Source organism: Donghicola eburneus (assembly GCF_900115865.1).
GTDB lineage: Bacteria > Pseudomonadota > Alphaproteobacteria > Rhodobacterales > Rhodobacteraceae > Donghicola > Donghicola eburneus.
In genome coordinates this window covers 375,823-392,459 of the sequence record NZ_FOXY01000001.1, presented here as the reverse complement: position 1 = coordinate 392,459, position 16,637 = coordinate 375,823, and the positions used below count along the sequence as shown (strand labels likewise).

Annotated in this window: 17 protein-coding genes; 14 read left to right on the top strand and 3 right to left on the bottom strand. The window is 64.4% G+C overall.

Going from position 1 to position 16,637, the window contains the following annotated elements:
* Position 1 precedes the first annotated feature (1 nt).
* From BM225_RS01825 to cobJ, 7 genes are read left to right on the top strand one after another with little or no spacing between them, the layout of a single operon-like run.
* Entirely contained in the window at positions 2-370 is a 369-nt protein-coding gene (locus BM225_RS01825; protein WP_072706266.1) for a DUF1636 family protein, read from the top strand.
* A gap of 2 nt (positions 371-372) precedes the next feature.
* Positions 373-1,407, top strand: a complete 1,035-nt coding sequence (gene cobW / locus BM225_RS01820) for a cobalamin biosynthesis protein CobW (protein ID WP_072706265.1) — start codon at positions 373-375, stop codon at positions 1,405-1,407.
* 3 nt (positions 1,408-1,410) lie between these two features.
* Positions 1,411-4,656, top strand: coding sequence for a cobaltochelatase subunit CobN (gene cobN, locus BM225_RS01815; RefSeq protein ID WP_072706264.1), 3,246 nt, complete (start codon positions 1,411-1,413; stop codon positions 4,654-4,656).
* On the top strand, positions 4,653-5,807 hold the full coding sequence (gene cobG / locus BM225_RS01810; protein ID WP_072706263.1) for a precorrin-3B synthase: 1,155 nt from the start codon (positions 4,653-4,655) through the stop codon (positions 5,805-5,807). Before cobN ends, cobG begins: the two co-directional genes overlap by 4 nt.
* Complete coding sequence (locus BM225_RS01805) at positions 5,808-6,437, top strand: precorrin-8X methylmutase (protein WP_072706262.1); 630 nt, start codon at positions 5,808-5,810, stop codon at positions 6,435-6,437.
* Between the two features lie 2 nt (positions 6,438-6,439).
* Positions 6,440-7,156 (top strand): precorrin-2 C(20)-methyltransferase, encoded by a 717-nt coding sequence (cobI, locus tag BM225_RS01800; protein ID WP_072706261.1) that lies wholly within the window; start codon positions 6,440-6,442, stop codon positions 7,154-7,156.
* Positions 7,153-7,905: a precorrin-3B C(17)-methyltransferase gene (cobJ, locus tag BM225_RS01795; protein ID WP_072706260.1), complete on the top strand. Its 753-nt coding sequence runs from the start codon at positions 7,153-7,155 to the stop codon at positions 7,903-7,905. Before cobI ends, cobJ begins: the two co-directional genes overlap by 4 nt.
* On the opposite strand, the gene BM225_RS01790 is transcribed toward cobJ, so the two are convergent.
* A complete protein-coding gene (locus BM225_RS01790; protein WP_072706259.1) occupies positions 7,875-8,630 on the bottom strand; it encodes a cobalt-precorrin-6A reductase in 756 nt (251 codons plus the stop codon). The two genes, cobJ and BM225_RS01790, sit on opposite strands and share 31 nt — an antisense overlap.
* On the opposite strand from BM225_RS01790, the gene cbiT reads away from it, so the two are divergent.
* From cbiT to cobF, 6 genes are read left to right on the top strand one after another with little or no spacing between them, the layout of a single operon-like run.
* Complete coding sequence (gene cbiT, locus BM225_RS01785; RefSeq protein WP_072706258.1) at positions 8,629-9,816, top strand: precorrin-6Y C5,15-methyltransferase (decarboxylating) subunit CbiT; 1,188 nt, start codon at positions 8,629-8,631, stop codon at positions 9,814-9,816. The genes BM225_RS01790 and cbiT overlap by 2 nt on opposite strands.
* Positions 9,813-10,175, top strand: coding sequence for a cobalamin biosynthesis protein (locus tag BM225_RS01780; protein WP_072706381.1), 363 nt, complete (start codon positions 9,813-9,815; stop codon positions 10,173-10,175). The genes cbiT and BM225_RS01780 overlap by 4 nt, the downstream gene beginning before the upstream one ends.
* Entirely contained in the window at positions 10,172-10,957 is a 786-nt protein-coding gene (gene cobM / locus BM225_RS01775; protein WP_072706257.1) for a precorrin-4 C(11)-methyltransferase, read from the top strand. Before BM225_RS01780 ends, cobM begins: the two co-directional genes overlap by 4 nt.
* A complete protein-coding gene (locus BM225_RS01770) occupies positions 10,957-12,267 on the top strand; it encodes a cobyrinic acid a,c-diamide synthase CobB (protein ID WP_072706256.1) in 1,311 nt (436 codons plus the stop codon). Before cobM ends, BM225_RS01770 begins: the two co-directional genes overlap by 1 nt.
* Positions 12,264-12,980, top strand: coding sequence for a uroporphyrinogen-III C-methyltransferase (cobA, locus tag BM225_RS01765; RefSeq protein WP_072706255.1), 717 nt, complete (start codon positions 12,264-12,266; stop codon positions 12,978-12,980). The genes BM225_RS01770 and cobA overlap by 4 nt, the downstream gene beginning before the upstream one ends.
* A 3-nt stretch (positions 12,981-12,983) precedes the next feature.
* Positions 12,984-13,739 (top strand): precorrin-6A synthase (deacetylating), encoded by a 756-nt coding sequence (cobF, locus tag BM225_RS01760; protein WP_072706254.1) that lies wholly within the window; start codon positions 12,984-12,986, stop codon positions 13,737-13,739.
* Positions 13,740-13,855: 116 nt separating this feature from the next.
* On the opposite strand, the gene BM225_RS01755 is transcribed toward cobF, so the two are convergent.
* Together BM225_RS01755 and BM225_RS01750 are read right to left on the bottom strand one after the other, a co-directional pair.
* Positions 13,856-14,701 (bottom strand): fumarylacetoacetate hydrolase family protein, encoded by an 846-nt coding sequence (locus BM225_RS01755; RefSeq protein ID WP_072706253.1) that lies wholly within the window; start codon positions 14,699-14,701, stop codon positions 13,856-13,858.
* A gap of 16 nt (positions 14,702-14,717) precedes the next feature.
* Positions 14,718-15,386, bottom strand: coding sequence for a GntR family transcriptional regulator (locus BM225_RS01750; protein ID WP_072706252.1), 669 nt, complete (start codon positions 15,384-15,386; stop codon positions 14,718-14,720).
* A gap of 227 nt (positions 15,387-15,613) precedes the next feature.
* Between BM225_RS01750 and BM225_RS01745 the strand changes: the two genes are divergently transcribed.
* Positions 15,614-16,630, top strand: coding sequence for a TRAP transporter substrate-binding protein (locus BM225_RS01745; protein WP_072706251.1), 1,017 nt, complete (start codon positions 15,614-15,616; stop codon positions 16,628-16,630).
* Positions 16,631-16,637 lie beyond the last annotated feature (7 nt).

The following is a 16,637-nucleotide window of genomic DNA, read 5'->3' as shown; positions in this document are numbered from 1 at the left end:
CATGGCCGAGGTCACCTTGACCGTCTGCACCACCTGCCGCCGCATCGCGGGCGGAGAGCCCGTCGCGGACGAGCCGCGCCCCGGTGCGCGCCTCTATGAGACACTGACGCGGTCAGAGCTGCCCGAGAACGTCCGCCTGAAGCCCGCCGAATGTCTGTCCGCGTGCTCGCGCGGGTGCTCGATTGCCTTGACCGGAGGCCCCGCCCGTTGGACCTATGTCTACGGCGACATGGACCCCGACACGCAGGTAGAGGACATCCTGACCGGCGTGCGAGCCTATGCCCAAACCACCGACGGGATCGTCCCATGGCGCGAGCGCCCTCAGGCGTTCCGCAAACAATCCATCGCCCGCATTCCCCCGCAGGAGTAACCATGTCTAACCTGTCTAAAATCCCCGTGACCGTGATTACCGGCTTTCTCGGCTCTGGCAAAACCACGCTGATCCGTCACCTGATGCAAAACCCGCAGGGCAAGCGTCTGGCCGTTCTGGTCAACGAATTCGGTACCGCTGGTGTGGATGGTGACATCCTGAAATCTTGCGCTGATGAAAATTGCCCCGAAAACAACATCATGGAGCTGGCGAACGGCTGCATCTGCTGCACCGTGGCCGATGACTTCATCCCGACCATCGAACAGCTGATGGCCCTGCCTGAAACGCCCGAGCACATCATCATCGAGACCTCGGGTCTGGCCCTGCCCAAGCCCCTGCTCAAGGCGTTCGACTGGCCCGCGATCAAATCGCGCATTACCGTCGATGGCGTGATTGCCGTGGCCGATGCCGAAGCCGTGGCGAGTGGCCAGTTCGCCCCCGATCTGGACGCCGTTCAAGCCCAGCGCGAAGCGGACGAGAGCCTAGATCACGAAACGCCGCTGTCCGAGGTCTTCGAAGACCAGATCAGCTGCGCCGACATCGTGCTGCTCTCCAAGGCCGATCTGGCCGGTGAGGCTGGCATCGCCAAGGCCAAAGAAGTGGTAGAGGCCGAAGCCCCCCGCAAGCTGCCGATCATCGCGATCACCGACGGTGCCGTCGATCCCCGCGTGATCCTCGGCCTCGAGGCGGCCGCCGAGAATGATCTGGAGAACCGTCCCTCGCACCACGACGGCCACGATGACCATGAACATGACGATTTCGACAGCGTCGTGGTCGATCTTGGCGAAGTCGAGGACGTTCAGGCGTTGCAAGATGCTATTGTGAAAATGGCAAAGGACCAGAATATCTTGCGTGTCAAAGGCTACGTCGCGGTCAAGGGCAAACCCATGCGCTATCTGGTGCAGGCGGTGGGCACGCGCATTCGTGCGCAGTACGACCAGCCTTGGGGCGACCGTCCGCGCAAGTCCCTCTTGGTGGTGATCGCTGAACACGACCACATCGACGAGACCGCGATCAAAGCGGCATTGGGCGCGTAACCCATGCACGTTGTCTTCCGCGAAAGCCACGGGCTCGATCAGGGCGATACACCGATGGATCTGGGGCAAACGCCCGCAGACCTGATTGTGCTGTCGTTCTCCGACTCCGACCTTGGCGCTTTCGCGGCGGGCTACCATCGGGCCAAGGGGGCCCTGCCGACGGTGCGTCTGGCGAACCTTGTGGCCCTGAAACATCCGCTGTCCGTGGACGTTTACGCCGAACAAACGCTCGAGGGGGCCAAGGGCATCCTCGTCCGTCTGATCGGCGGCGAAAGCTACTGGTCCTACGGTCTGGCGACCCTTCAGGACTTGGCGCGGCGCAAGGGGATTGCGCTGGCCGTCCTGCCCGCCGACGGGCGTCAGGATGACCGGCTGGACCAGCTCAGCACCCTGCCAGTCTCGACCCTGCGACGTCTTCAACACCTGTGCGACGCTGGTGGCGCCGTTGCGGCCCAAGCCGCGCTGGCCCAACTGGCGCTGGCCGCTGGCCTTTATGCGGCCCCCGTGATGGGCGCGAAAACTGTGCCGGATGCGGGCTTTTACCTGCCCGACACAGGCGTCGTCACCGATCCAAAGCGCGACGACCGCCCGCTGGCTCTGGTGACCTTCTACCGCTCTTACCTGACATCCGCCGACACCTCGCCCATCGACGCTATGATCGCGGCGCTGGAGCAGCGCGGGTTCCAAGCCATAGGTGCCTTTGCCAGCAGTCTCAAGGCCCCCGCTGCTGCCGACTGGCTGCGCACCCAGATCGATACTCTGAAACCCGCTGCCATCGTCAACGCGACTGCCTTCTCGGCCCAAGGGCGCAACGGCGAAGCCTCGCCCCTCGATGCGGCTGGCTGCCCCGTGTTCCAGATCGCCCTGTCCACCGCCCGCAAGAAGGATTGGAAGGACGCCGATCGCGGTCTGTCCCCTGCCGACCTTGCCATGCACGTGGTCCTGCCCGAAGTCGATGGCCGCATCTTTGCAGGTGTCGCCAGCTTCAAACAGCCGGGCAAGAAAGACCCCGATCTCGAATATTCCCGCTTTGCTCACCGTGCGGACCCCACGCGGATCGACGCGCTGGCAGACCGTGTGCAGGCATGGCACCGCCTGTCCACCCTGCCCGCTGCGGACAAACGGATCGCGCTGGTTCTGTCGACATATCCCGGCAAGACCTACCAGATCGCCCACGCGGTCGGGATGGACGCCCTCGCCAGCGCCGAGCAGATACTATCGGACCTGAATGCCAGCGGCCACGCCGTGCGGCCCCAGTCGGACCTCGGCCAGCGGCTGACTGTTGAGACCCTGACCTATCCGCTCGCGGCCTATGAGCAAGCGCTAGACACCCTACCCGAGCCCCTGCGCGCTGACCTGATCGCGGCTTGGGGCAATCCCGACACCGACCCGCTGTTCCGTAATGGCGCCTTCCACTTCCCCGCCATCGACGCAGGGAATGCGCTGGTCGCCCTCCAGCCGGAGCGCGGCGACGTGGAGACCCGCGACGACGACTACCACGACCTGTCCCGCACCCCGCGCCACAGCTACGTCGCCTTCTACCTCTGGCTCCGCGCCCAATCCGACGCACTGGTCCACATCGGGGCCCACGGCACGCTGGAATGGCTACCGGGCAAATCCGTGGCCCTGTCCGGTGACTGCTGGCCCGAGGCGCTGATCCGCGACCTGCCCGTCATCTACCCGTTCATCGTCAACGACCCCGGCGAGGCCGCCCAAGCCAAGCGCCGCATCGCTGCCGTCACCATCGGCCACCTGCCGCCCCCCATGGCGCAGACCAAACTGCCCGAGGGGATGGGGCGTCTGGAACACCTGTTGGACGAATACTCGACCGCAGACGGCCTTGACCCCGCCCGCCGCGACCGGCTGATCGCCGACATCCGCGCCGAGGCCCAAGGCACCGGCGTCGAAGAGGACCTTGGCATCCCGCAGGACGCCTCCGCCGCCGAAGCCATCACCCGCATCGACCGCTTTGTCTGCGACATCAAGGAAAGCCAGTACGGCGAGGGCCTGCATATCTTTGGCGCGGGCGACTACGGCGCGCAGGAAAACGAGGGCCTCCATGCTGCGCTGAACGGACGTTTCGTGACCGCTGGCCCCTCTGGGTCACCGTACCGTGGCCGTTCTGACGTGCTGCCCACGGGCCGGAACCTGTTCACGACCGACCCCCGCTCGGTCCCGTCCCGCGCCGCCCACGCCCAAGGCGTCAAGCTGGCCGAGGAACTCTTGCGCCGCCATCTTCAGGACCACGGCGACTGGCCGCGCGGTTTGGTGATCGACCTTTGGGGCAGCGCCACCATGCGCACCGCAGGCGAGGAATTTGCCATGGCCCTGCACCTCGCGGGCCTTGCCCCGAAATGGGACGACGGATCCGAACGCGTCAGCGGGTTCGAAGTCATACCGCTGGCCCTACTGAACCGTCCCCGCATCGACGTGACCCTGCGCGTCTCAGGCCTGTTCCGCGATGTCTTCCCCGGCTTGGCCCAGATGTTCGAAGGCGCCGCCGACAAACTGGCCGAGCGCGAAGAGGCCCCCGAGGACAATCCCTACGTCGCCCGCACCCCCCGCGTCTTTGGCCCCAAGCCGGGCCAATACGGCCTGAACATGGGCGCGGCGCTGGACGACTACAGCGACGAAGCCCGCGCAGCCGCTGGTGAAGCGTGGCTTGCCGCCAGCTCCCACGCGATCGACGCCAAGGGCGAGGTTCACGAGGCCCGCGAAGCGCTGGAAACCCGTCTGCAAACCGCCGACAGCTTTGTTCACCTGCAGGACTTGCCAGAAACCGACGTGCTGATGGCCAGCGACTACGCCGCCCACGAGGCCGGTTTCGCCGCCGCTATGAAGCGCCTTGGCCAAGACGCCCCCGCGCTCTACCACATGGACGCCACCCAACCGGACCGCCCCCGCGCACGCAGCCTGAACGAGGAAATCGCCCGGACCGTCCGCGCCCGCGCTGCCAACCCCGATTGGGCCAACGGCATGATGAACCACGGCTTCCGCGGCGCCGCTGAAATCGCCGCCACCCTCGACCACATGGCCGCCTTTGCCCATCTGGCAGGGGTCGTGGGCCCGCACCTGTTCGACCAGTATTTCGAAGCCACCTTGGGCCGCGAAGACCTGACCGAGTTCATGGAGGGCGCCAACCCGCAAGCGCTTCAGGCGCTCAAGGACCGCTTCCGCGCGCTGATGGACGCGGGCCTTTGGGTCACGCGCCGCAACTCGATCATCGCGGAACTGGAGGCCCTGTCATGAGCGCCCCCATCATCCAAGGCTGGTGCCCCGGTGCCCTGCGTCCCATGCAGTCGGGCGACGGTCTGGTGGTGCGCGTGCGTGCCCCCCTCAGCCGTCTGGCGCAGGACAAGGCCGCCCAAATCGCCGATCTGGCGCAGATCTACGGGAACGGGCTGATCGACATTTCGAACCGCGCGAACCTGCAGATCCGAGGCGTCACGGAGGCCACCCACGCCCCCCTGATCGACGGCCTGCGGATGCTCGGGGTGATCGACCGCGACATCGCGACCGAGACCCGCCGGAATATCGTCCTGACGCCCTATTGGACCGCAGGGGATGACAGCCACCGCATCGCAAGCGCTTTGATGTTGGCCCTGTCATCCGACGATGCCCCCGCCACGCCGGGAAAGTTCGGTTATGCGGTGGATTGCGGAGACACGCCCGTATTGTCCGATATCAGCGCCGATATCCGTATCGAGCGGGGCGAAAACGGCCTGATCGTTCGCGCAGACACCTGCGACATGGGCATCCCCGTCACCGTGGACTCTGCCGCCGAAACCGCGCTGGAGCTGGCCCGCTGGTTCCTGACCTCTGGCGGCGCGCCAGAGGGACGCGGCCGCATGGCCCGCCATCTGAAAACCACTGAACTGCCCGCCGAATACCGCACTGCTCCGGCGCAACCCGCGCAGCACGCGCCCCGGATCGGGCGGACAAGGAACGGCACCCTAGTCGGCCTCGAGTTCGGGCAGATGCAGGCGAGAACCCTCGCCGCACTGGCGAAATTGGCTCCGATCCGCCTGACCCCGTGGCGAATGCTGCTGCTCGAAAACCTGACCACAGTGCGCGACATCGACGGGCTCATCACCGATCCCACCGATCCGCGCCTAAATGTCGTGGCCTGCACCGGCGCGCCCGGTTGTCCCCAAGCCCTGAGCGACACGCGCACTCTGGCCCGCCAACTGGCCCCGCACACGCCGCAGCTCTTGCACGTGTCCGGCTGCGCCAAGGGCTGCGCCCACCCCAGCGCCGCGCCGATCACCCTGACCGCGACGGCCCCAGACACCTTTGACCTGATCCACAATGGCACAGCCAGCGCTAACAGGTCCGCGACCGACCTTGCATCCGACGCGCTGATCCGCCATCCCGACCTTCTGACGACCAAGAGAGCCTGAATGCCCCACGTTTACGAGACCAACGGCGCCGCCATCTACAAGGAAAGCTTTGCGACCATCCGGTCAGAGGCCAACCTCGCCCGCTTCAACAAGGATGAAGAATCCGTTGTCGTGCGGATGATCCACGCGCTCGGCTTTGTGGGCCTAGAGGAACACGTGCGCTTCTCCGAGGGCATGGCCGAAACCGCCCGCGCCGCACTGGCAAACGGTGCGCCGATCCTGTGCGACGTCCGCATGGTGTCCGAGGGCATCACCCGCCCGCGCCTGCCCGCCGACAACGCGATCATCTGCACGCTCAAGGACCCGCAGGTCCCTGAACTAGCCGCCGAAATGCAGAACACCCGTTCGGCCGCAGCAGTGGAACTGTGGCGCCCCCACCTTGATGGCGCTCTGGTCGCTATCGGCAACGCCCCCACGGCGCTGTTTCACCTGCTAAATATGCTCGAGGACCCCGATTGCCCGCGCCCTGCGGCCATCATCGGCTGCCCCGTGGGCTTTGTGGGCGCACGGGAATCCAAGGACGCCCTGATGGCTGATCTGCCGGTCCCCTCAATGATCGTCGAAGGGCGTCTGGGGGGCTCTGCGATCACCGTCGCCGCCGTGAACGCGCTGGCCAGCTGGAAGGAATAACGATGGGCAAGGTCATCTGCGTCGGCCTCGGCCCCGGCGACCGCGAACTCATGAGCGTGAAGTCGGATCGCCTGATCCGCACCGCCCGCCACGTGGCCTATTTCCGCAAGGAAGGCCGTCAGGGTCAGGCCCGCCGCATTGTCGAGGGCATGCTGCCCACAGACGTGACCGAGCACGCCATGGAGTATCCGGTCACCACCGAGATCCACTTCAGCGACCCCGAATACAACCGCCTGCTGTCAGCATTCTATGACGACTGGGCAGACAAGCTATGCGCCCTGACCGCCGACGAAGACGTGGTTGTCCTGTGCGAAGGTGATCCGTTTTTTTACGGCAGTTTCATGCACTTATACACGCGTCTTAAACCGCGCTGCGATATCGATGTGATCCCCGCGATCACCGGTATGTCTGGCTGCTGGACCGCCACGGGCCAGCCGATCACGTGGGGCGACGACGTGCTGACCGTCTGCATGGCGACCCTGCCCGAAGATGAACTGACCCGCCGCGCCAAAGACTCTGACGCACTGGTGTTTATGAAGATCGGCCGCAACCTGCCCAAGGTCAAACGCGCTCTCGAAGCCGCTGGCAAACTGCAGGACGCCTGGCTCGTGGAACGGGGCACCATGCCTGACCAGACTGTCCAGAAACTGACCGATGTGGGCGACACCGTCCCCTATTTCAGCATCGCCATCGTCCACGGCAACGGGAGACGCCCATGACCGGTTCCGTCGTTATCGCAGGCCTTGGGCCGGGTGCCGAAGACCTCGTGACCCCCGAAGTGCGCGCCGCTCTGGAGGTGGCCACAGACATCGTGGGCTACTTCCCCTATGTCGCCCGCGTCGAACCCCGCGAAGGACTGACCCTGCACGGGTCCGACAACCGCGTCGAGGTTGACCGCGCCACCCACGCCCTACAAATGGCCGCCGAAGGGCGCCATGTTGTCGTGGTCAGCAGCGGCGATCCCGGCGTGTTCGCCATGGCCTCTGCCGTGTTCGAGGCGCTGGAAAACCACCCCGAATACCACGATCTGGACATCCGCGTTTTGCCCGGCATCACTGCGATGCTGGCCGCAGCCTCGAAACTCGGCGCGCCCTTGGGCCACGATTTCGCGGCGATCAATCTGTCGGATAACCTGAAACCGTGGAGCCTGATCGAACGCCGCCTGCGCCTTGCCGCCCAAGCCGGTTTCGCCATGGCGTTCTACAATCCGCGCAGCAAATCGCGCCCCTTCCAGTTCGGTCAGGCCCTGACCATTCTACGTGAAGAACTAGGCGATAACGTCCTGATTTCGTTCTGCAAAGATGTGACCAAGGACGGGCAGAAACTGCTGACCGTCCCGCTCGGAGAGGCGACCGAAGATATGGCCGACATGCGCACCGTGGTCATCGTGGGGAACGCCGACACACGCCGCGTCGGTCCCCACGTCTACACCCCGCGTTACGCGCCAACCTCGTCCGAGAGCGCATGATCCAGCCAGTCCATCACATCGGTGACGGTCCGCATGATGGGGCGCGTCGGGATATGGGGGCGGTCGATCAGAATGACCGGAATGCCCAACTCCCGCGCCGCGTCCAGCTTGGCGCGCGCGCCAACGCCGCCCGAATTCTTGGCGACGATCAGATCAATCTTGTGCTCTTGCAGCAGCGCCTTGTCGCCCGCCACGGTAAACGGTCCGCGCGCCTGCACGGCAACCGCATCCGGCAGAGGCAACTCGCCCTCGGGCGCGTCCACCAGACGCAGCAGATAGAAATGCTGGGGCTTGCCCGCAAAGTCGCTCAGGTACTGGCGGCCAATGGCCAGAAAAATCCGGCGCGGGCTCTCGGGCAGCGCCGCAACCGCGCCAGCCATATCCTCCACATGGCTCCAACTGTCGCCGGGTTTGTTCCGCCACGGACCACGCTCCAAGGCACACAGCTCCACCCCAGCCTCTTCGCAGGCCACAACCGCGTTGTTGCTCATCTGCGCGGCAAAAGGGTGCGTAGCATCGACCACGTGGGTGATCCCCTCGTCCCGCAGGTACTGTACCAGCCCCGGCACACCGCCAAAGCCGCCCATCCGCACGGGCAGCGGCGGCATGGTCGGATTGTTCGTGCGCCCCGCATAGCTGAACACCGCATCCACGCCCCAATCGGACAGCGTCGCGGCGAGTTTCATGGCTTCGGTCGTTCCACCGAGAACAAGGATGCGTGTCATGTCTGAACCTTGGCTTAGCATTCTGGGTCTAGGGGAAAATGGACTGGATGGCCTGACAGAGACAAGCCGGAAATTGCTGAACAGCGCAGAGGCGATCTTTGGCGGCCCCCGTCATCTGTCGCTCGTCGGCGCTGGCGCGCGCGGCCACGAATGGCCCATCCCGTTCAGCATCGAGCCCGTTCTGGCCCTGCGCGGTCAAAAGGTGGTCATTCTGGCCTCGGGCGATCCCTTCTGGTTCGGCGCAGGCGGGTCTATCGCCAGCCACCTAGACCCCAACGAATGGGTCAGCGTGCCGACCCCTTCCACCTTCAGCTTGGCGGCAAATACCCAAGGTTGGAAGCTCGAAGAAACACTGTGCTTCGGGCTTCATGCGGCACCGTTCGAGCGCCTGACACCGACCTTGGGACGCGGCGTCCGCGCCATCTGCACCGTGCGCGACGGCGATGCGCCCGCGAAACTGGCCAGCTATCTGACCGAGACCGGCTTTGGCGCATCCGAACTGACCGTTATGGAATGCCTCGGCGGCCCGCGCCAGCGCGTGCGCCGCACCACCGCCCAAGACTTCGCCCTGCAGGACATCCAAGCCCCTGTTGCCGTCGCAATCGACTGCGCGGGGTCCAAGGGGATGCCCCGCGCCTCTGGCCTGCCCGACTCAATGTTCTTGTCCGACGGCCAAATGACCAAGCGCCCCGTCCGCGCCCTGACCCTCTCGGCCCTAGCGCCGCGCTACGGCGAGCATCTGTGGGACATTGGCGGCGGCTCGGGCTCCATTGCGCTAGAATGGTGTCTGGCCGCGCCAAACGCCACCGCCACCAGCTTTGAGCCCAAAGACACCCGCTGCGCCAACATCCGCCAGAACGCCGAACGTTTCGGCCTGTCCCACCGCCTGCAAACCGTCCATGGGTCTGCCCCCGCCATCCTGCAAGGCCACGCCAAACCCGATGCGGTGTTCATCGGTGGCGGCAACAGCGCGACATTGCTGACGGAACTGTGGCAAACCCTGCCAGAGGGCACCCGCATCGTCGCCAACGCCGTCACGCTGGAAACCGAATGCCTGCTCATGAATTGGCACGCGGCCAAGGGCGGGCACCTGCTGCGCGCTGAACTGTCGGAAACAGCGCCTTTGGGCCGGATGCGCGGGTGGAACGCCGCCCGCCCGATCCTGCAATGGAGCGTCACCCGATGAAAATCGCAGGCATAGGCTTCCGAACCGAGGCCCCCACCGCATCGCTCCAAGATGCGCTGAACCAAACCGGCCACACGGTCGACGCCATCGCCACCGCCGCCGACAAAGCCAAAGCGCCCCAGATCACAGAACTCGCCAAGATCCTCGGCGTGCCGCTGATCGCCGTCCCCTTGGACGAACTGAGCCAAGAAATCACCATCACCCAATCCCCCCGCGTGGCGGAACGCTACGGCACCGGCTCTTTGGCCGAAGCTGCCGCGCTTGCCGCTGTCGGAGAGAACGCGCATCTGCTAGACCGCCGCGTAACTTCGACCGATGGCATGGCCACCGCCGCAATTGCTGAAGGACCAGACGCATGACCGTTCACTTTATCGGCGCAGGCCCCGGCGCTGCCGACCTGATCACCCTGCGCGGCCGCGACCTGATCGCGTCCTGCCCTGTCTGCCTCTACGCAGGTTCACTGGTGCCCGAAGCCCTGCTGGACCACTGCCCCGAAGGCGCGCGGATCATCAACACCGCCCCCATGTCTTTGGACGACATCATCGCCGAGATCAAAGCCGCCCATGACGCGGGCCAAGACGTCGCCCGCCTGCACTCCGGCGATCTGTCGGTCTGGTCAGCCATGGGCGAACAGCTGCGCCGCCTGCGGGCCGAGGGCATCCCCTATGACGTGACCCCCGGTGTGCCGTCCTTTGCCGCCGCCGCCGCTGCCTTGGGCGCAGAACTGACTCTGCCGGGCGTCGCGCAATCGCTGGTCCTGACCCGCACCTCGGGGCGCGCCAGCTCCATGCCCGATGGCGAAACGCTGGAAAACTTCGCCAAAACCGGCGCGACCTTGGCCGTGCACCTGTCGGTCCACGTGCTGGAAGAAGTCGTCGCGCGTCTGTCCCCGTCCTATGGCGCAGATTGCCCCGTCGCGATCATCTGGCGCGCCACTTGGCCGGATCAAAAGATCATCAAAGCCACCCTCGGCACCGTCATCGAAGCCACCGAGGGCGAGCGCGGCCGTACCGCGCTGATCATGGTCGGCCACGCGCTTGGGGCCACGGATTTCGACGAATCCTGCCTTTATGCCGCCGACTACGACCGCCGCTACCGCCCCATCGGCACCGATCCCCGCTTCCCCGAGGGGACCGAATGATGCTGCCCAAGGGCCTTTTGATCTCTGCCCCCGCGTCGGGCACCGGCAAGACGACCCTGATGCTGGGCCTGTGCCGTGCGCTGACCCAAGCGGGCGTCACCGTCCAGCCCTTCAAAAGCGGCCCCGACTACATCGATCCCGGTTTCCACAGCGCCGCGGCGGGCCGTGTGTCGGTGAACCTTGATTCATGGGCCATGCCGCGCGGGTTGCTGGCCGATCTGGTCCAAGCCGCCGACGGCGCTGACCTTGTGCTGGCCGAAGGCTCCATGGGCCTGTTCGATGGCGTGGCAAGCCCCGGCGAAACCGGCACCGGCGCCAGCGCTGACATGGCCGCCCTGATGGGCTGGCCCGTGGTGCTGGTCATCGACGTGTCCGGCCAAGCGCAATCGGCTGCCGCCGTCGCCGCTGGCTTTGCCGCCATGCGCCCCGATGTGCAACTGGCGGGTGTGGTCCTGAACCGCGTCGCCTCGCCCCGTCATGAGGCGCTCGTGCGCGTCGGCATGCAACAGGTCGGCATCCCCGTCCTTGGCGCGCTGCCCCGCATGAAAGAGATCGAGATGCCCGAGCGGCACCTCGGCCTCGTCCAAGCCGAAGAGCACAGCGAACTCACCCGTATCCTCGACGCCGCCGCTGCCTTTGTGGCCGAGCATGTGGACCTGAACGCCCTGCGCGCCGCCGCCGCGCAAACCACGCCCCCCGCGATCGACCCGAACCCCTGTCCGCCTCCCGGTCAGCGGATCGCCTTGGCCCGCGACGCGGCCTTCAGCTTTGTCTATCCGCACCAGCTGACCGCATGGCGCAAAGCGGGCGCAGAGATCCTGCCATTCAGCCCCCTGAACGACGAAGCGCCCGATCCCTCAGCCGATGTCGCATGGCTGCCCGGTGGCTACCCAGAGCTGCACGCAGGCAAAATCGCCGCTGCAACAACCTTCCGCAACGGTCTGAAATCATTTGCAGAAACGCGCCCCGTTCATGGTGAATGCGGCGGCTACATGGCCATGGGCACTGCCCTGATCGACAAAGCCGGAGAGCGTCACGAGATGGCCGGCCTCCTTGGTCTCGTGACCAGCTATGAAAAGCGCAAGATGCATCTGGGCTACCGTCTGGCCGATCTGACTGCGCCAATGCCCGGCTATTCCGCCGCCGCCCGTCTGCGCGGCCACGAGTTCCACTATTCCACCATTCTTGACCAGCCCGACGCCCCCTTGGCCCGCGTCACCGATGCCAACGGCGCCGATGTGCCCGAAACCGGCTCGGTACGTGGCAACGCGACCGGCACATTCTTCCACCTGATTTCGGAGGCCACATGAGCGGCTTTGTTCATTTCGTATCTTCTGGCCCCGGCGATCCGGAACTGCTCACGCTCAAGGCCGCGCGCCTGATCAAAGAGGCCGACGCCATCCTCTATGACGATCTCGGCGCCGCCCCCATTCTCGAAGACCTGAAGCCCGAGGCCGAACTCGTCGGCGTCGGCAAGCGCGCAGGCCGCCCCAGCCCCAAACAGGAACACGTCAGCCAGCTCTTGGTCGATTACGCGTCCCAAGGGATCAAAGTCGTCCGCCTGAAATCCGGCGATTGCGGCATCTTTGGCCGTCTGGAAGAGGAAACCACAGCCCTGCGCGCCGCGGGTATCCCCTTTGATATCGTGCCCGGCGTGACCACAGCCTCGGCCGCGGCGGCCGCTGCGAACATCCCGCTGACCCGCCGGATGACCGCGCGCCGACTGCAACTGGTCACAGGCCATGATGTCACCGGCGCGCTGCCCGAACAGTTGAACCTTGCCGCGCTGGCCGATCCTATGGCGACCACAGCGGTCTACATGGGCAAACGGACCTTCGCGAAAATGGTGGATCGGCTGATTTCGGCAGGCATGCCCCCCGAAACCCCCGCCATGCTGTGCGAAGGCGTCTCGAAACCGGAACAAGAGCTGACCCGCAGCACGATCCGCGACCTCGCCGACAGCCTCGAAGGCGCGGACAGCACCCAGCCCGCGCTGATCCTTTATGGCCCCTTGGCGGACTGACCGATGTACCACCTGAAACTTGTCGGCATCGGTACGGGCAACCACAAGCACCTGACCCTCAAAGCGATCGACGCCCTGAACAGCGTCGACGCGATCCTGATCCCGACCAAGGGCGCGGGCAAAGATGATCTGGCGGGTCTGCGCCATGAAATCTGCACCCAAATCCTGACGACCCAGCCCAAAATCGCCGATTTCGCCCTGCCCATCCGCGACGAATCCACCCGCGATTACGGGCAAAAGGTGAACGACTGGCACGACGCCATCGCCGACATCTGGCTGAACACCATGCAAGCCACCCTGCCACAGGGGGGCACCGTCGGTTTCCTCGTCTGGGGCGACCCGAGCCTCTATGATTCGACCCTGCGCATCGCCGACCGCCTGACCAAAACCACCGAAGTCACGGTCGAGGTCATCCCCGGCATCACCTCAATCCAGACCCTGACCGCAGGCCACGCGATCCCGCTGAACGAAATCAACGGCCCCGTGACCATCACCACCGGCCGCCAGATTCGCGACAACGGCTTCCCCGCTGGCTCGGACACCGCGGTCGTCATGCTGGACGGCGCTTGCTCCTTCCAGCACCTCGATCCCACGGGCATCCACATCTACTGGACCGCCTACGCAGGGATGGAAAACGAAATCCGCCGTTCCGGCCCCCTAGCCGAGGTCCAAGCAGACATCATCGACACCCGCGCCGCCGCCCGCGCCGCCCACGGCTGGTGCATGGACATCTACCTGTTGCGCCGCACTGCCGAATAAGCCACCGCTCCCTCTTTCTTGGCAAAAATACCCAAGTCACCAACGCGAACCAAACACCCCACAAACAAATAAGGGCGCCCCGCAGGACGCCCTCACCCATTCCAAGACCGGAACGCTTATTCGTAGGCGACAGCCGTCTGCTCTTGCTCGCCCAAGCCTTCGATCCGCACGGTCATCTTGTCGCCGGGCTTCAGGAACCGCTGGGGCTTCATGCCCATGCCCACACCCGACGGCGTACCGGTCGCTATGATGTCGCCGGGCTGCAGCTTCATAAACTGGCTCATGTAGCTGACGATCTCTTTGACGCTAAAGATCATGTCGTCGGTGTTCGAATCCTGCACAGTCTCGCCGTTCAGGTCCAAGGACAGCGCCAGTGTCTGGGGATCATCCACTTCGTCCGCCGTCACCAGATAGGGACCGGTCGGGCCGAATGTGGGGGCCGATTTACCCTTGATCCACTGGCCGCCCTTTTCGATCTGGAACTCGCGCTCGGACATGTCGTTGATCACGCAATAGCCCGCCACGTAGGACAGCGCGTCCTCTTCGGACACATAGCTGGCCTCTTTGCCAATCACGACACCCAGCTCGACTTCCCAGTCCGACTTCACCGACCCCTTGGGAATCACCACGTCATCAAACGGACCCGACAGCGCCGAGGTCGCCTTGTTAAAGATGATCGGCTCCTTGGGCGGCTCCGCGCCGGTTTCAGCGGCGTGCTTGGCGTAGTTCAGACCGATGCAGAAAAAGTTCGGCACCGAGGCCACGCACGATCCGATCCGGCCGGGCTCTGCCACCACAGGCAGGCTGGTCACATCGATGGCACGAATGGCGTCCAGCGCCTCCAGCGACACGCCCGCACCCGCGAAATCGGGGCACTTGCCCGACAGGTCCCGCACATTGCCGTCGGCGTCCAGAATGCCGGGCTTTTCCTGACCTGCGGGGCCAAAACGTAGAAGTTTCATTGATTTCTCCTCCAAATCATTTGGTGACCAGAGCGGCCTCGGCTTCTTGCTCGAGGACGTTCCGAATATCTCGGTCCAGATGGCCCAGATGGGCCTCGATCGCGACCAGCGCCGATGCGCGGTCACGGGCACGCAGCGCATTTACAATCGCTCCGTGCTGCACAATCACCCGCTCGCGGTTGCGGCGGCGGCGCGCGGCCATATAGCGGGCGCGCCACAGGCGTTCCATCAGGGTCTGGTGCAATTCGGCAATCACGTCGTTATGGGACATGACCGCCAAAGCATGGTGAAAGCCCATGTCGACCTCGAACATGTCGAGCGGATCAGCGGTTTCAAAGTTCTGATCCATGTAATCCATGGTCGCCGCCAGATCATCGATCTCGGCCTCGGTGGCATGCACACAGGCCAGTTCCAGTGACAGTTTCTCAAGGGCAATCAGAACCGTCACCTGATCGGAAATCTCCTTGATCGAGGGCTGCGCCACGATCGGACTTCGGGCCGGACGCAGGATGACCAGACCCTCTTGGGCCAGAATACGGATCGCCTCGCGCATGGGGGTCCGACTGACCCCCAGCTCTGCGGCGTTGTCGCGCTCTTTGATCGTCGTGCCAGGGGGCAGTTTCCCCCTCAGAATGTCGCGGCGCAGTTGGCGCGCGATCTGTTCCGGTAAAGTTTCTTCGGCCATCCCCGCTTTAAAACCCTTATTATTCAGAGTGTTGCTAGACCTATTCTTAGGGCTGTAATCACATTAGAGCATTTTTTTGAATTTGGTATACCAAAAATGATTGAAAGTGAAGATCGCTTTGAGTAGCGTCGATTCAGGATGGTATACCATCTGTTCGCTGGTCGGGTGGAACCGATCATACGAAGGAACGGCGGCAAGAGGAGGCCGCCGAGGGAGGACATAAAGTTATGAAAATTAGCAAGCTTCTTGCATCCGCTGCCCTGACCGCAATCGCGGCAACCGCAGCATCGGCTCAGGACGTAACCCTGCGCATCCAGACACACTACGCGACCGAGCACCCCTCGGGTAAGCTGGCAGCCCAGTTCATCGACGACGTGCAGACCATGTCGGGCGGCGAAATCGCGATTGAAATGTTCTACAGCTCGTCGGTCGTTGCGACCACCGAGACATGGGACGCAGCCGTCAACGGCATCCTCGACTGTGACATGACCGGCGGTGCGTACCAGACCGGTAAAAACCCTGCGTTCCAGTTCGTTGGCGACATCATGGGCGGCTACGACACCCCTTGGCAGCAGATTTCTTGGCTGTACTACGGCGGCGGTTATGACGCGGCTCAGGAACTGTACAACGCGAACGGCATGCAGCTGATCGGCTGGTGGCTCTATGGTCAGGAATCGCTGTCCTCGTCCAAGCCCATCGCCGGCCCCGAAGATCTGAAGGGCTGGAAGTTCCGTTCGCCCCCGGGTCTGGAAACCGAAATCTTCACCGAAATGGGCGCGTCGCCCATCGTGATGGACTTCACCGAAATCTTTACCGCGCTGGAAACCGGCATCATCGACGGTGCAGACGCCTCGGGCATCTACAACAACGTTGGTCTGGGTCTCTATGACATCGTGAAGCACGCCACCTACCCCGGCTTCCACTCGATGCCGTCGGACCACCTGGCGTGTAACAAAGACGTCTGGGACGGCCTGAGCGAAAAGCACCGCCGCATCATCGACACCGCGATGCAGAAACTGACCCTGCACACCGCTCTGTCGAACGAGAAGAAGAACGCCGAAGCTGCTGCTGAACTGGCTGCAAACGGCGTGACCCTGCACGACTGGTCCGCTGAGGACCGCGCGGACTTCCGTGCTGCCGCTCAGAAGTCTTGGGACGGTTGGGCAGCAAAGACCCCCGAGGCTGCAGCGCTGGTGGCAAGCCACCGCGAGTACCTCGGCTCGCTCGGCCTGATCGCCGAATAATCACGTA

What these genes read in the sequence shown, in the direction of transcription:
- BM225_RS01825 (WP_072706266.1), top strand. Translation starts at nt 2, where the DNA reads ATGGCCGAGGTCACCTTGACCGTCTGCACCACCTGCCGCCGCATCGCG.
- cobW (WP_072706265.1), top strand. Translation starts at nt 373, where the DNA reads ATGTCTAACCTGTCTAAAATCCCCGTGACCGTGATTACCGGCTTTCTC.
- cobN (WP_072706264.1), top strand. Translation starts at nt 1,411, where the DNA reads ATGCACGTTGTCTTCCGCGAAAGCCACGGGCTCGATCAGGGCGATACA.
- cobG (WP_072706263.1), top strand. Translation starts at nt 4,653, where the DNA reads ATGAGCGCCCCCATCATCCAAGGCTGGTGCCCCGGTGCCCTGCGTCCC.
- BM225_RS01805 (WP_072706262.1), top strand. Translation starts at nt 5,808, where the DNA reads ATGCCCCACGTTTACGAGACCAACGGCGCCGCCATCTACAAGGAAAGC.
- cobI (WP_072706261.1), top strand. Translation starts at nt 6,440, where the DNA reads ATGGGCAAGGTCATCTGCGTCGGCCTCGGCCCCGGCGACCGCGAACTC.
- cobJ (WP_072706260.1), top strand. Translation starts at nt 7,153, where the DNA reads ATGACCGGTTCCGTCGTTATCGCAGGCCTTGGGCCGGGTGCCGAAGAC.
- cbiT (WP_072706258.1), top strand. Translation starts at nt 8,629, where the DNA reads ATGTCTGAACCTTGGCTTAGCATTCTGGGTCTAGGGGAAAATGGACTG.
- BM225_RS01790 (WP_072706259.1), bottom strand. Translation starts at nt 8,630, where the DNA reads ATGACACGCATCCTTGTTCTCGGTGGAACGACCGAAGCCATGAAACTC.
- BM225_RS01780 (WP_072706381.1), top strand. Translation starts at nt 9,813, where the DNA reads ATGAAAATCGCAGGCATAGGCTTCCGAACCGAGGCCCCCACCGCATCG.
- cobM (WP_072706257.1), top strand. Translation starts at nt 10,172, where the DNA reads ATGACCGTTCACTTTATCGGCGCAGGCCCCGGCGCTGCCGACCTGATC.
- BM225_RS01770 (WP_072706256.1), top strand. Translation starts at nt 10,957, where the DNA reads ATGCTGCCCAAGGGCCTTTTGATCTCTGCCCCCGCGTCGGGCACCGGC.
- cobA (WP_072706255.1), top strand. Translation starts at nt 12,264, where the DNA reads ATGAGCGGCTTTGTTCATTTCGTATCTTCTGGCCCCGGCGATCCGGAA.
- cobF (WP_072706254.1), top strand. Translation starts at nt 12,984, where the DNA reads ATGTACCACCTGAAACTTGTCGGCATCGGTACGGGCAACCACAAGCAC.
- BM225_RS01755 (WP_072706253.1), bottom strand. Translation starts at nt 14,701, where the DNA reads ATGAAACTTCTACGTTTTGGCCCCGCAGGTCAGGAAAAGCCCGGCATT.
- BM225_RS01750 (WP_072706252.1), bottom strand. Translation starts at nt 15,386, where the DNA reads ATGGCCGAAGAAACTTTACCGGAACAGATCGCGCGCCAACTGCGCCGC.
- BM225_RS01745 (WP_072706251.1), top strand. Translation starts at nt 15,614, where the DNA reads ATGAAAATTAGCAAGCTTCTTGCATCCGCTGCCCTGACCGCAATCGCG.